This is a genomic window from Paracoccus gahaiensis (genome assembly GCF_005048225.1).
GTDB lineage: Bacteria > Pseudomonadota > Alphaproteobacteria > Rhodobacterales > Rhodobacteraceae > Paracoccus > Paracoccus gahaiensis.
Genome location: NZ_SUNI01000014.1, coordinates 27,154 through 40,310 on the forward strand (window position 1 = coordinate 27,154; position 13,157 = coordinate 40,310).

The 13,157-nt window shown below is 68.4% G+C and carries 9 protein-coding genes; 5 read left to right on the plus strand and 4 right to left on the minus strand.

All coding sequences use genetic code 11. The features are described 5' to 3' along the window. The first annotated feature begins 4 nt into the window (after nucleotides 1–4). Nucleotides 5–2,320, plus strand: a complete 2,316-nt coding sequence (locus FA743_RS13790) for an aldehyde dehydrogenase family protein (RefSeq protein WP_136886686.1) — start codon at nucleotides 5–7, stop codon at nucleotides 2,318–2,320. Between the two features lie 148 nt (nucleotides 2,321–2,468). On the opposite strand, the gene FA743_RS13795 is transcribed toward FA743_RS13790, so the two are convergent. From FA743_RS13795 to FA743_RS13805, 3 genes are all read right to left on the minus strand, one after another. After that, a complete protein-coding gene (locus tag FA743_RS13795; protein WP_136886687.1) occupies nucleotides 2,469–3,461 on the minus strand; it encodes an ABC transporter permease in 993 nt (330 codons plus the stop codon). Further along, nucleotides 3,454–4,461 (minus strand): ABC transporter permease, encoded by a 1,008-nt coding sequence (locus FA743_RS13800; protein WP_136886688.1) that lies wholly within the window; start codon nucleotides 4,459–4,461, stop codon nucleotides 3,454–3,456. Before FA743_RS13800 ends, FA743_RS13795 begins: the two co-directional genes overlap by 8 nt. 105 nt (nucleotides 4,462–4,566) lie before the next feature. Next, entirely contained in the window at nucleotides 4,567–6,270 is a 1,704-nt protein-coding gene (locus FA743_RS13805) for a peptide ABC transporter substrate-binding protein (RefSeq protein ID WP_136886689.1), read from the minus strand. A 258-nt stretch (nucleotides 6,271–6,528) separates the two neighbouring features. On the opposite strand from FA743_RS13805, the gene FA743_RS13810 reads away from it, so the two are divergent. From FA743_RS13810 to purU, 4 genes are all read left to right on the plus strand, one after another. Continuing rightward, a complete protein-coding gene (locus FA743_RS13810; RefSeq protein WP_136886690.1) occupies nucleotides 6,529–8,361 on the plus strand; it encodes an ABC transporter ATP-binding protein in 1,833 nt (610 codons plus the stop codon). Then, nucleotides 8,358–9,701 (plus strand): NAD(P)/FAD-dependent oxidoreductase, encoded by a 1,344-nt coding sequence (locus FA743_RS13815; protein ID WP_136886691.1) that lies wholly within the window; start codon nucleotides 8,358–8,360, stop codon nucleotides 9,699–9,701. Before FA743_RS13810 ends, FA743_RS13815 begins: the two co-directional genes overlap by 4 nt. A 64-nt stretch (nucleotides 9,702–9,765) precedes the next feature. After that, nucleotides 9,766–10,932: a M20 aminoacylase family protein gene (locus FA743_RS13820; RefSeq protein ID WP_136886692.1), complete on the plus strand. Its 1,167-nt coding sequence runs from the start codon at nucleotides 9,766–9,768 to the stop codon at nucleotides 10,930–10,932. A 123-nt stretch (nucleotides 10,933–11,055) separates the two neighbouring features. Beyond that, entirely contained in the window at nucleotides 11,056–11,940 is an 885-nt protein-coding gene (gene purU, locus FA743_RS13825) for a formyltetrahydrofolate deformylase (RefSeq protein WP_136886693.1), read from the plus strand. A gap of 9 nt (nucleotides 11,941–11,949) precedes the next feature. Here purU and FA743_RS13830 read toward each other — a convergent pair whose 3' ends face one another. Next, complete coding sequence (locus FA743_RS13830) at nucleotides 11,950–13,083, minus strand: glycosyltransferase (protein WP_169308890.1); 1,134 nt, start codon at nucleotides 13,081–13,083, stop codon at nucleotides 11,950–11,952. Nucleotides 13,084–13,157 lie beyond the last annotated feature (74 nt).

A 13,157-nucleotide genomic window follows, 5' to 3' on the forward strand; every position in this document is an offset into this window, starting at 1 on the left:
CCCGATGAGCCGAGTGAGCGAGATCATGGAAACCATGGAATACGGCCCCTCCGTCGAGGACAGCAGCGCGGTGCGCGACTGGCTGGCCGCCCAAGGGCGCTTCGGTCATTTCATCGACGGCGCCTTTACCGATGTCGGCGCGACCTTCGAGACGCGCGACCCGTCGACCGGCGATGTGCTCGCCCGGGTCTCGCAGGGCAGCGAGGCGGATGTGGCCGCCGCCGTCGCGGCTGCCCGCGCTGCCCAGCCCGGATGGGCCGCCCTGTCGGGCACCGAGCGCGCGCGCTATCTGTACGCGCTGGCCCGCCATGTGCAGAAGCGCGAACGCTTCCTGTCGGTGCTGGAGACCCTGGACAATGGCAAGCCGATCCGCGAGGCGCGCGACATCGACGTGCCGCTGGTCGCGCGGCATTTCTACCACCATGCGGGCTGGGCCGAACTGCGCGACAGCCAGTTCCCGGGCCATGCGCCCTTGGGCGTCTGCGGCCAGATCATCCCCTGGAATTTCCCGCTGCTGATGCTGGCCTGGAAGATCGCCCCCGCTTTGGCCGCCGGCAACACGGTCGTGCTGAAGCCTGCCGAATACACGCCCCTGACCGCCCTGGCCTTTGCTGAAATTTGCCAAGAGATCGGCCTGCCCGCGGGCGTCGTCAACATCGTCACCGGCGACGGGGTGACGGGGGCGGCGCTGGTCGCCTCGGAGGTTGACAAGATCGCCTTCACCGGCTCGACCGAGGTGGGACGCGGCATCGCGCTGGCGCTGGCCGGGACGGGGCGCCGCCTGACGCTGGAACTGGGCGGCAAGTCGCCCTTCGTGGTGATGGAGGATGCCGACCTGGACGCCGCCGTCGAGGGCGTGGTGGACAGCATCTGGTTCAACCAGGGCGAGGTCTGCTGCGCCGGCTCGCGCATCCTGGTGGCCGAGGCCGTGGCGCCCCGCTTCGAGGCGCTGCTGCGTGCCCGCATGGCGCGGCTCCGGGTCGGCGCGCCGCTGGACAAGTCCACCGATCTGGGCGCCATCGTCGATCCGGTGCAGAAGGACCGCATCCTGTCGATCTGCCAGGCGGCGGTCGAGGCCGGGGCCGAGCTGGTCGGCGGCCAGCCGCAAGATGGCTGCTTCATCGCGCCGGGCTATCTGCGCAACATCGCCCCCGCCAATCCGGGCATGGTCGAGGAGATCTTCGGCCCCATCGCGACGCTGTCGACCTTTCGCACCGCCGACGAGGCGATCGAGCTGGCCAATGCCACCCGCTATGGGCTGGCGGGCTCGGTCTGGTCGGAAAGTGCGACGGTGGCCACCGATCTGGCGGCGCGGATCAAGGCCGGGGTCATCTGGATCAACGGCGCCAACATGTTCGATGCCGCTGCCTCCTTCGGCGGAATGCGCGACAGCGGCTATAGCCGCGAGGGCGGGCATAGCGGGATGCGGGACTATCTGGCCGGCCCCAAGGTCGCGCCGATGACCACCCCTGCGTCCCCGGCCCCGAAGGCCGCCCCGCCCGCGATCGACCGCACCGCCAAGCTCTATATCGGCGGCGCCCAGAAGCGGCCCGATGGCGGGGCGATGTATGCCGTGCCCGGAGGGCTGGCGCCCCAGGGCAGCCGCAAGGACATCCGCAACGCAGTCGAGGCCGCCGCCAAGGCCGGAAAATGGGCGGCGATGGGCGGTCACGCCCGCGCGCAGGTCCTCTATTTCATCGCCGAGAACCTGGCCGCCCGGCGCGACGAGTTCGCCGCCCGCACCAGCCCCGCCGAGGTCGGGGCCGCTCTGGCCCGCGCTTTCCACTATGCGGCCTGGGCCGACAAGTTCGACGGCCGCACGGTCCAAGCCAAGCCCGGCCATCTGGTGACGGTGATCCCCGAGCCCCATGGCATCATCGGCATCACCTGCCCGGAGAGCCAGCCCCTTGCCGGGTTCCTGTCGCTGGTGCTGCCGGCCATCGCCATGGGCAATGCCGTTGTCGCGATCCCGTCCCCGGGCGATCCTCTGCCGGTCATGGACCTGTGCCAGGTCTTCGACACCTCCGACCTGCCGGGTGGGGTGGTCAATGTCGTGACCGGGGCGGCTGCCGAGCTGTCCCCGCATCTGGCCGGCCACGAGGAGGTCTCGGCCGTCTGGCATGCCGGGGCGGCCGAGGAACTTGCGGCGATCGACCGCGCCGCCAGCCACACCCTGACGCCGGTCTGGCCGGTTCCCGCGCGCGACTGGACGGGACCCCGGGCGCAGGGCGAGACCTTCCTGCACCACGCGACGCGGCAGAAGACGATCTGGCTGCCCTATGGCGCCCTGCCGGCAGGCAGCGGCGGTCAGGCCTACTGAGCGCAGAAAGGGGGCGCTCGCGCCCCCTCTTGGCCTTCGGCCAATTCACCCCCCGAGGATATTTGGGCCAAGATGAAATCCGCACGCATTCATCTTGGCCCAAATATCCCGGGGGGGTCGCCGTCAGGCGACGGGGGGCTGGCCCCCCTCAGCGGCCCCGGATGCGCGGATCCATGGCGTCGCGCAGCCCGTCGCCGATATAGTTGACGCAGAGCACGGTCAGCGAGATCAGCAGGCCCGGAAAGATCACCCGCCAGGGGTAGAGGACCATCTGGTCCACCGCGTCGAAGAGAAGCCGGCCCCAGGTGGGAAAGTCGGGCGGGAACCCGAGGCCGAGGAAGCTGAGCGCGGATTCGGTGATGATCGCGGTGGCGATGCCCAGGGTGGCGGCGACCATGATCGGCGAGAGCACATTGGGCAGGATGTGGCGGGTGATCATCTTGTGCGCCGGCGTGCCGATGGAGCGGGCGGCCAGGATGAACTCGCGCTCCTTCAGGCCCAGCACCTCGCCGCGCACGATGCGGGCCGCCTGCATCCAGCTGGTCGCGCCGATGGCCGTCACGATCAGGAAGAAGATGCCCAGAGCCGGACCGAAGGTCTGCGACAGCGTTTCGCGGAACAGGGTCACCATCAGCAGCAGAAGGGGCAGCAGCGGCAGGGCCAGGAACAGCTCAGTCAGGCGCATCAGCGGGCCGTCCAGCCTGCGGAAATACCCCGACATCACGCCGATCAGGCTGCCCAGGGTGATGGCGATGATCATCGCCGTCAGGCCCACCGCGATCGACACCTGCCCCCCCGCCATCAGCCGCGCCAGAAGATCCCGGCCGAGCTGGTCGGTGCCCAGGGGGTGGGACGCCGAAAAGCCGGAATTGCGGGCGCGGATGTCCACGAAGGTCGGATCGGTGGTCCAGATCAGCGGGCCCACCGACACGAAGAGCAGGATCGACACGAAGATCACCAGCCCCAGCATCGCGCCGCGATGGCTGCGGAACTGGCGCCAGACATCGGACCACTGGCTGCGCGTCGCGTCGGCTGCCGCGGGGGGCACGACGGGCGGGCTGGCGGCCTCGGGGGTGGCCGCGTTGCCGGCGGCGGCATGCAGGGCGCGGACGCGCTCTTCGGGGGTGTTGGTGTCAGTCATAGCGGATCCTCGGGTCCAGCACCCCGTAGAGGATGTCTGCGATCAGGGTGAAGACGACGATCAGGATGGCGAAGATGAAGGTCAGCGTCAGCACCATGGGAATGTCGTTGGCATGGATGGCCGAGATCAGCAGTTGTCCCAGCCCGTTCACGCGGAACACCTGCTCGGTGATGATCGCACCGCCGAAGACCGCCGGCAGGCCGAGCGCGATGACCGTCACCACCGGGATCAGGCTGTTCCTCAGCACGTGCTTCAGCACGACCTTGCGTTCCGACAGGCCCTTGGCCCGCGCGGTGCGCACATAGTCCTGCCCAAGGTTGTCCAGCATGGACGAGCGCATGAAGCGGCTGATCTGCGCCGCGTTGTAGAGCGCCAGCACCGTCACCGGCATCACCATCTGGCGGACCTGCTGCAGGAAGCTGTCCCAGTCATTCACCTCCAGCGTGGTGTTGTAGACGGAGGGGAACCACTGCAGGTTCACCGCGAAGATGATGATCAGCACGACCCCCGTGAAGAAGGTCGGCATCGAGAAGCCGATCATCGAGATGAAGGTGCCGATCTGGTCGAACCAGCTGTATTGCCGATAGGCCGACAGGATGCCGATCGGGATGGCGATCAGGATGCCCACCACATAGGACATGCCCACCACGGTCAGCGTCTGCGGGATGCGCTGCGCGATCACGTCGAAGACCGGGCTGCGCGACTGGAAGCTGATGATGCGCTGCGCGCCCTGGCTGAAATCTGTGCCGAACCAGCGGTCGGTCCAGTAGAGCGGCTCGACCCAGAAGAACTGCTTCAGCCACAGCAGGTAGCGGACGGGCCAGGGCTCGCCCAGGCCCAGGGCGGCGCGCATGCGTTCGCGAACCTCGGGCGGCACGGTCAGGGGCACGTCGCCCAGGGGGTCGCCCGGCGACGCCTCGAGCAGCAGGAAGATCACCAGCGAGATGAACAGCAGGGTTGGAATGGCCAGCAGCAGCCGGCGCAGGGTGAAACTCAGCATGGTGCCTCGATCCGTGGAAATGCGGGCGGGTCCGTCCTTCCGTCACGCGGCTGCGACGACGAAGGAGGCCGCCCCGACCGACAGGCGCCGGGGCGGCGGGACGTCTTACGGCGCGACGCGGGTCCAGTCCGCGATGTTCCAGATCTCGCTGTCCCATGCGTTCAGCTGCACGCCGCCAAGCGCGTTGGCATGGGCCGAGGCGGTGCCGCGATAGACCAGCGGGATGATCGCGTTGCTGTCCTTGGTCAGCATGTCGTTCATCGTGCGGCCCATCTGCGCACGCTCGTCCGCGTCGATGATGCCGTCCAGTTCCGACACCATGCGGTCGTATTCGGGATCGCAGAAGCGGCTGATGCCTTCACCCTGCCACTGGTTGGCGGGCGAGGGGGCCTTGTTGCAGGTGTGCTTGGCCAGATAGGGGGCCGGGTTGTTGCCGTCGAAGTTGTCGGCATACATCTGCACGTCGGCATAGAACTTCTGCAGCGTGTCGGGCGAGCCCGCATCCGAGCCGAAGAAGACCGAGGCATCGACGGTCTTCAGTTCCGTCTCGACGCCGATCTCGGACCACCACTGCTTGATCAGCGCCTGGAAGTCTTGGCGCACGGCGTTGACCGAGGTCTGGAAGACCATGTTCAGCTGCACGCCATCCTTCTCGCGGATGCCGTTGCCGCCCATCGTCCAGCCGGCCTCTTCCAGCAGGGCGTTGGCGCCCTCGATGTCCTGGGTCAGGCAATCCGTGTTGTCCGACGCCCAGGCCGCCGGGGCGGGGACATAGTTGCAGGTCGCCTGACCCGAGGTGCCGTAGCCGATCTCGACCAGCAGCTCGCGGTCGATGGCCATGGACAGGGCCTGCCGCACGGCGGGGTCCGACAGGAAGGGATGCGGATGGGCGGCGGTGGAGCGCTCGCCCTCGGGCAGGGACGAGGAGGGATCGGTCAGGTTCACGTGGATGCGCTCGACCAGGCTGCCGAAGGCGGCCGAGACCTGGCCCAGGCCCGCGGCCTCCATGCCGGCGATGACGTCGGGGGCCAGCTGGGTGTTCCAAGCATAGTCGAACTCGCCCGTTTCCAGGACCGAGCGCGCCGCACCCGCCGCATCGCCGCCGCCCTTGACCAGCACCGTCGCGAAGGCCGGCTTGGCCGGGTCGCGATATTCGGGATTGGCCTCAAGGCTGATCGTATCGTTGGTCAGGAACTGCGTGACGCGGAACGGGCCGGTGCCGATCGGGCCGAAGTTCTGGTCGGTGCAGGTGGGGGCATTGGCGCCCATGCAGTTCTCGAACTGCGCCTTCTGCAGGATCGGCGACTGCGAGCCCACGAAGGCCGAGAACGGATCGGGGCGCGGCGAGGCGAAGGTGATGCGCACGGTCTGCGGATCGACCGCCTCGACGGCGGTGATGCCCTCGAACTTGGCCAGCTGCGAGCAGCCGCCATCGGGGTCCATGCAATAGTCCGCGGTGAAGACCACGTCCTCGGCGGTCAGCGGCGTGCCGTCCGACCAGGTGATGTCGTCGCGCAGCGTCCAGGTGACCGAGGTCATGTCCTCGGAGATGCCGCCGTTCTCCAGCGACGGGATCTCGGTCACGAGGCGCGGATAGATGGCGCCCTCGGCATCGAAGCCGGCCAGCGGTTCCAGCGCCAGGCTGCCGGCGATCACCTCCTTGGTGCCGCCGGACAGGTAGGGGTTCATCGTCGAGGGCGCCTGCCACATGACGATGCCCAGTTGTCCGTCACTGCCGCGCTCGGCATGGGCGGCGGGGGCCATCGCCATGCTTGCGGCGGCGCCCATCAGAACGGTTCTCAGTTTCATTCATCTCTCCTGTTGGTCGAGCGGCCCGCGGGGGGGTCCACGCCACCTCCGGCCATTCTGGGGCCGGTTTTTTGTCTGTCATCCCGGGTGTCCGGGCGGGGTTCGTGTCGTCGTCATCCCTGCGGAATGGCGGCATCATCGAACGAAGCCCGCGCGAAACGCAAGTCCCTTCGCGCGCCGCGCCGGGCGCGGTTTCGCCTTTGACCTCTTCCAGGGCAGCCGCTAGCCTGCCGTCTTGGATCTTTCCGGGGGCCTGCCATGCTGGATGAAAAACCGCTTGTTTCCATTGAGAAACTTCGCGTCGAATTTGAAACGGGCGACGGGATCGTGGTCGGCGTGCGGGATGTCAGCTTCACCATCAAGCCGGGCGAATGCGTCTGCGTGGTGGGCGAATCCGGGTCGGGCAAGTCGGTCAGCTCGCTGTCGCTGATGCGGCTGGTCGAGTTCGGCGGCGGCACCATCGCGGGCGGGCGGCTGATGTTCGAACGGGGTGACGGTCAGGTGGTCGATCTGGCCACCCAGGGCAGCGCCGCGATGCGCACCATCCGCGGCAACCAGATCGGCATGATCTTCCAGGAGCCGATGACCGCGCTGAACCCGGTCTTTACCGTGGGAGATCAACTGGTCGAGGGGCTGATCGCCCATCGTGGCCTGAAGAAACACGAGGCCCGCGCCCGCGCGCTGGAGATCCTGCGCCAGGTCCGCATCCCCGAACCCGAACGCCGGCTGGACCAGTATCCGCACGAGCTGTCGGGCGGCATGCGCCAGCGCGTGGTCATCGCCATCGCCATGGCCTGCGAGCCGCGCCTGCTGATCTGCGACGAGCCCACCACCGCGCTGGACGTGACGATTCAGGCCGAGATTCTGGCGCTGATCGACCGTCTGAAGCGGGAAAAGCAGATTGCCGTTCTTTTCATCACTCATGACATGGCGGTGGTCGCGCAAATGGCAGATCGTGTCGTGGTCATGTATCGCGGCGACAAGGTCGAAGAGGGCTCGGCCGTCGACATCTTCGAGAACCCGCAGATGGATTACACCAAGATGCTGCTGGCCGCCGTGCCGCGCCTTGGGGCAATGACCGGAAAACCCGCGCCCGAGCGGTTGCGCCTGATGAGCGACGGCAGCCAGGGCGCGCCCGAGCCGATCATCGTCAAGGATCCCAAGCCGCTGTTGACGGTGCGGAACCTGACCACGCGCTTTGCCGTCAAAGGCGGCATCCTGCGGCGCACCGTGGCGCGCGTCCATGCGGTCGAGGATGTCAGTTTCACCATCAATTCCGGCGAGACGCTGTCTCTGGTCGGCGAATCAGGCTGCGGGAAATCGACCTGCGGGCGGTCGCTGCTGCGGCTGGTCGAACCCGAGTCGGGCACCGTCGATCTGGGCGGCACCGACATCATCGGGCTGTCGCAGCGCGATCTGCGCCGGGCACGGCGTGACATGCAGATGATCTTCCAGGACCCCTTCGCCAGCCTCGATCCGCATATGAAGCTGTATGACCAGGTGGCCGAGCCGATGGAGAACTACGGCATCGGCAGCAAGTCCGAACGCCAGGACCGGATCGCCGCGCTGTTCGACCGGGTCGAGCTGCCGCGCAGCTACATGCGCCGCTATCCGCACGAGATGTCGGGCGGCCAGCGCCAGCGCATCGCCATCGCCCGCGCGCTGGCGCTGAACCCCAAGCTGATCGTGGCCGACGAGGCCGTGTCGGCGCTGGACGTGTCGGTGCAGGCGCAGGTCCTGAACCTGCTGATGGAGCTGCAGCAGGATCTGGGCATCTCGATGCTGTTCATCAGCCATGACATGGCGGTGGTGGAACGCGTCAGCCATCATGTGGGCGTCATGTATCTGGGCCGCATCGTGGAGATGGGCACCCGCGCGCAGGTCTTCGAGAACCCGCAGCACAGCTATACCCGCCAGCTGATGCTGGCCGTGCCGGTGGCCGATCCGCGCCAGAAGAAGATCAGCGAGGATCTGTCCTTCCGGCCCATCCCCTCGCCCATGCACCCGGTGGACTACGTGGCCCGGCCCTCGGTCTATCGCGAGGTCGCGCCGGGGCACCGGGTGCTGGTCGATCCGGTCACCCATTCATGAGGCCGGCGCCGCCGATCGGTCCCGACACGGCCCCCGTGCACCGGGCCGATCTGCCCGAGGCGGCGGATGTGGTCGTGATCGGCGGCGGCATCGCGGGGGTGACGACGGCGCTTTATCTCGCGCGCGACGGATTGCGGGTGGTGCTGTGCGAGAAGGGCGTGATCGCGGGCGAGCAGTCCAGCCGCAACTGGGGCTGGATCCGAGCGCAGGGCCGCGACGAGGCCGAGATCCCGGTGATGCTGGACGCGCGGCGGCTGTGGTCCTCGCTGGCACAGGAACTGGGCGACCAGTTGGGGCTGGCGACCTGCGGGGTCAGCTTCCTCGCCCCCGACGAGGCCGCGATGGCACGCTACGAGGGCTGGCTGGACATCGCCCGCGCGCATGGGCTGGACAGCCGGGTGATCGGCCGGCAGGCGCTGGCCGACATGCTGCCCCACCGGGCGGGCTGGGCCGGGGCGCTGCAGACCCCCTCGGACATGCGGGCCGAGCCGAGGCAGGCGGTGCCCGCCATCGCCCGGCTGGCTGCCTCCGAGGGCGTGGTGATCCGCGAGCACTGCGCCGTGCGCGCGCTGGACCTGCAGGATGGGCGCGTCGCCGGGGTCGTCACCGAGGCCGGCACGATCCGCACCGACCGGGTGCTGCTGGCGGGGGGCGCGTGGTCGGGGCTGTTCGCCGGCAATGCCGGGCTGGCCCTGCCGCAGCTGTCGGTGCGCGCCACCGTCGCCGCGACCGACGCGCTGCCCGAGTTCTGGTCAGGCGCTGCCACCGATTCCAGATTCGCCTTCCGCCGTCGCACGGATGGCGGCTATACGCTGGCGCCGGGCATGGCGCATGATTTCTGGATCGGCCCGGCGGCGCTGCGCCACATGCGGGCCTATCTGCCGATGATCCGCCGCGACCTGCGCCTGACTCGGCTGCAGGGTGCCGCGCCCAAGGGCTATCCCGATGCCTGGACCACCCGGCGGCGCTGGCGGCCCGACGCGCCCTCGCCCTTCGAGGCGATGCGGGTCCTCTCGCCCGCGCCCAACAGCGCGCGCGTCGTGCGGCTGCAGGACGATTTCGGCGCGGCCTTCCCGCAGATCGGCCGCCCCCGCATCCGCGCGGCCTGGGCCGGGATGATCGACACGCTGCCCGACCAGGTGCCGGTGCTGGACCAGACGCCCCTGGGCGGGTTCTTCATCGCCACGGGCCTCTCGGGCCACGGCTTCGGCATCGGCCCGGGGGTGGGGCGGGTCATGGCCGACATGATGCAGGGCCGATCCTCGGCTCATGATCTGAGCCGTTTCCGCTTTGCCCGTTTTTCGGACGGATCGCCCGTCCGCCTGGGGCCGGACCTGTAAAGCCCGGCCCGCCCTCTTGCAGACCGTGCAGGAAATCGCCACCCTGCGCCCGAAGGAGACCATCATGCCCGTCAAGAACCGCTTTGCCGAACTGCTGCCCGAGATCACCGCCTGGCGCCGCGACTTTCACGAGAATCCCGAACTTCTGTACGAGGTCCACCGGACGGCGGGCCGCGTGGCCCAGCTGCTGCGCGAGTTCGGCTGCGACGAGGTGACGGAGGGCGTGGGGCGCACCGGCGTGGTGGGCGTCATCAAGGGTCGCACGGACAGCACGGGCCGGGTCGTGGGCCTGCGCGCCGACATGGACGCGCTGCCGATCCTGGAACAGACGGGCGTCGACTATGCCTCGAAGACGCCTGGCGCGATGCATGCCTGCGGCCATGACGGGCACACCGCCATGCTGCTGGGCGCGGCCAAGTACCTGGCCGAGACGCGCAATTTCGACGGCACCGCGGTCGTCATCTTCCAGCCCGCCGAAGAGGGCGGCGCGGGCGGCGAGGCGATGGTGCTGGACGGTCTGGTCGACCGCTGGAAGATCGACGAGTTCTACGGCATGCACAACATGCCCGGCATGCCGGTGGGCCAGTTCTCGATCCGGCCCGGCGCGATGATGGCGGCGGCCGACCAGTTCGACATCACCGTGACCGGCAAGGGCGGGCATGCCGCCAAGCCGCATTCCTGCATCGATACCACGCTGACGGCGGCGCAGATCATCGTGGCGCTGCAATCGGTCGTCGCGCGCAACATCGACCCGCTGGACAATGCGGTGATCTCGGTCTGCGTGGTCTCGACGGATTCGACGGCGCACAACGTCATCCCGCAAGTGGTCAAGCTGCGCGGCACCGCCCGCAGCCTGGCGCCCCATGTCCGCGACCAGCTGGAGGAGGGCATCACCCGCGTCGCCACCAACATGGCCGCCGCGATGGGCGCCACTGCCCATGTCGACTACCAGCGCGGCTATCCGGTCACCATGAACGACCCGCAGGCGACGGACTGGGCGGCGGATGTCGCCCGCCAGATCTCGGGCGGGGTGGACATGGACATGCAGCCGATGATGGGGGGCGAGGATTTCAGCTATATGCTGAACGAACGCCCCGGCGCCTATATCTGGGTCGGCAATGGCGACACCGCGATGGTCCACCACCCGGAATACAACTTCAACGACGAGGCGATCCCGGCGGGCTCCAGCTGGTATGCCGGCATGGTCGAGGCGCGTCTGCCGGCCGCCTGATGTCGCAGGCCGCGCCTTGGCGGTCGCGAATGTGATTGCCCTTTTGCGGCAATCGGTCGACATGTCCGGGGGGCGCAGGGCCGAGGTCCTTGCGCCCCCCGGCAATGAAGGGACGACCGACGCATGAAGACCTATACCCTGCGCGTGACCTGCGCCTCGACCCGCGGCATCGTCGCGGCCATCTCGGGCTTTCTGGCCGAGGCCCAGTGCAACATCACCGACAGCGCCCAGTTCGACGACGTGGAGACGGGGCGGTTCTTCATGCGCGTCAGCTTCCGGTCCGAGGGGCCGGCGGGCCTGGACGACCTGCGCGCGGGCTTTGCCCCCATCGCCGCCCGCTTCGGGATGGAGGTCGGGGTCACCGATGATGCGGTCAAGAAGAAGGTGCTGATCATGGTCAGCCGCTTCGGCCATTGCCTGAACGACCTGCTGTATCGCTGGCGCATCGGCGCGCTGCCGATCGAGATCGTGGGCGTCATCTCGAACCACCACGACTATCAGAAGGTCGTGGTGAACCACGACATTCCCTTCCACATGATCCGCGTCGATGCCGCCTCCAAGGCGCAGGCCGAGGCGCAGCAGATGGAGGTCATCGACCAGAGCGGCGCCGAGCTGGTCGTGCTGGCGCGCTACATGCAGGTGCTGTCGGACCGGATGTGCCAGCAGATGTCGGGGCGGATCATCAATATCCACCACTCGTTCCTGCCCAGCTTCAAGGGCGCCAATCCCTACAAGCAGGCCTATGAACGCGGCGTGAAGCTGATCGGGGCGACCAGCCATTACGTCACCGCCGATCTGGACGAGGGCCCAATCATCGAACAGGACACCGTGCGCGTCACCCATGCCCAATCGCCGGGCGATTACGTCAGCCTGGGCCGCGATGTCGAGGCGCAGGTGCTGGCCCGCGCGGTCCATGCGCATATCCATGGGCGGGTGTTCCTGAACGCCGCCAAGACGGTCGTCTTTCCGCCCTCGCCCGGCAGCTATGCCAGCGAGCGGATGGGCTGAGAGGGGGCTTCAGGGCAGGGGCGCAGCCTCGGGCGGGGCGTCCACGCCCTGCTCGGCCAGGACCCGGGCGGCATAATCGGCGGCCATCGGCGCGACGCGGGCATGGACCGGCGTGCGGGCGCAGACGTCCCACCACTGGCGGTAATAGTCCAGATCATGGGGCTTCAGGGTCTGATGCGCGTTCAGCGGCAGGGCGGGCAGGCCGGTGCGGGCCAGATGGTCCAGGACCTGCTGCTGCTGCTCCGAGGTCAGGCGCAGGTGATAGGGCTTGGGGATGCGGCCCGCGAAATGGATCACCGCAGGCGGCAGGGTGCGGTCCCGCCGCCCGGCATCGTGAAAGCGCAGATTGTAGCGGTCATGGGTCTGCGTGTAATCGCTGCCATGGGTCAGCGAGAACAGGCCCTGATCGCCGAAGGACAGGCCGATCTCCTGCGCCCAACGGCCGACCTCGACATAGTGGGCCATGGTCACGCCATCGCGCCGGAACTTGTCCAGGTTGAGGACGATCGCGCCGCTGTTGACGATGCCCCAGGACATGCGCTGCAGCTTTTCGGCCGAGGCGCCGCGCGCATGGGCCTGCCGGGCGGGACGGGAGATCAGCGGCGGGCGATGGGGATATTCACGGCAGGCCACCAGATAGCGGCCGAAGAACGGCTGATGCAGCAGCGGCAGCAGATCGTCGGTGACGATCATGTCCAGAGGGTCCAGATAGATGATCCGCGACATCTCGGGCGGCAGATGCAGATGCGCCGCCAGCCACAGGAAGCGCGCGCCGAAGGGCCGCCCGCCCAGCTTGCTCAGCAGGGCGAAATCCGCCTTTTCGGGCACCCGGACAAGCTGCAGGGTCAGGTTCGGCAGCCCTTCGCAGAAGGCGGTCAGCGAGGCCAGCTTCGCGGGGCCAAGGTCCAGGTAGAACATCCAGAAGGTGATGCGGTCCCGGGGATGGGCCTCGGACAGCGACAGCAGCAGCACCTGCAGCACATCCGCGTCATTGCCCCCGATCGCGGTCATCACGTCCAGCCGGGCGGGGGGGCGATCGCCGCCGTGGCGGCGCTGCTGGACCAGATCCAGCCCCGAGGTCCAGAGGCGCGGCAGAAGGCGATAGGCCCGCTTGGGAAGCGACGAGAGAGGGAAAAGCTTCATGGGAACCGCGGGATGAGGAAAGGGATCGTCGGGGGGCCGATGGCCCGCGCGCGGCGCGGGCCATCGATGGTCGG

Coding starts and splice junctions, on each gene's coding strand:
- FA743_RS13790 (WP_136886686.1), top strand. CDS start 5: ATGAGCCGAGTGAGCGAGATCATGGAAACCATGGAATACGGCCCCTCC.
- FA743_RS13795 (WP_136886687.1), bottom strand. CDS start 3,461: ATGACTGACACCAACACCCCCGAAGAGCGCGTCCGCGCCCTGCATGCC.
- FA743_RS13800 (WP_136886688.1), bottom strand. CDS start 4,461: ATGCTGAGTTTCACCCTGCGCCGGCTGCTGCTGGCCATTCCAACCCTG.
- FA743_RS13805 (WP_136886689.1), bottom strand. CDS start 6,270: ATGAAACTGAGAACCGTTCTGATGGGCGCCGCCGCAAGCATGGCGATG.
- FA743_RS13810 (WP_136886690.1), top strand. CDS start 6,529: ATGCTGGATGAAAAACCGCTTGTTTCCATTGAGAAACTTCGCGTCGAA.
- FA743_RS13815 (WP_136886691.1), top strand. CDS start 8,358: ATGAGGCCGGCGCCGCCGATCGGTCCCGACACGGCCCCCGTGCACCGG.
- FA743_RS13820 (WP_136886692.1), top strand. CDS start 9,766: ATGCCCGTCAAGAACCGCTTTGCCGAACTGCTGCCCGAGATCACCGCC.
- purU (WP_136886693.1), top strand. CDS start 11,056: ATGAAGACCTATACCCTGCGCGTGACCTGCGCCTCGACCCGCGGCATC.
- FA743_RS13830 (WP_169308890.1), bottom strand. CDS start 13,083: ATGAAGCTTTTCCCTCTCTCGTCGCTTCCCAAGCGGGCCTATCGCCTT.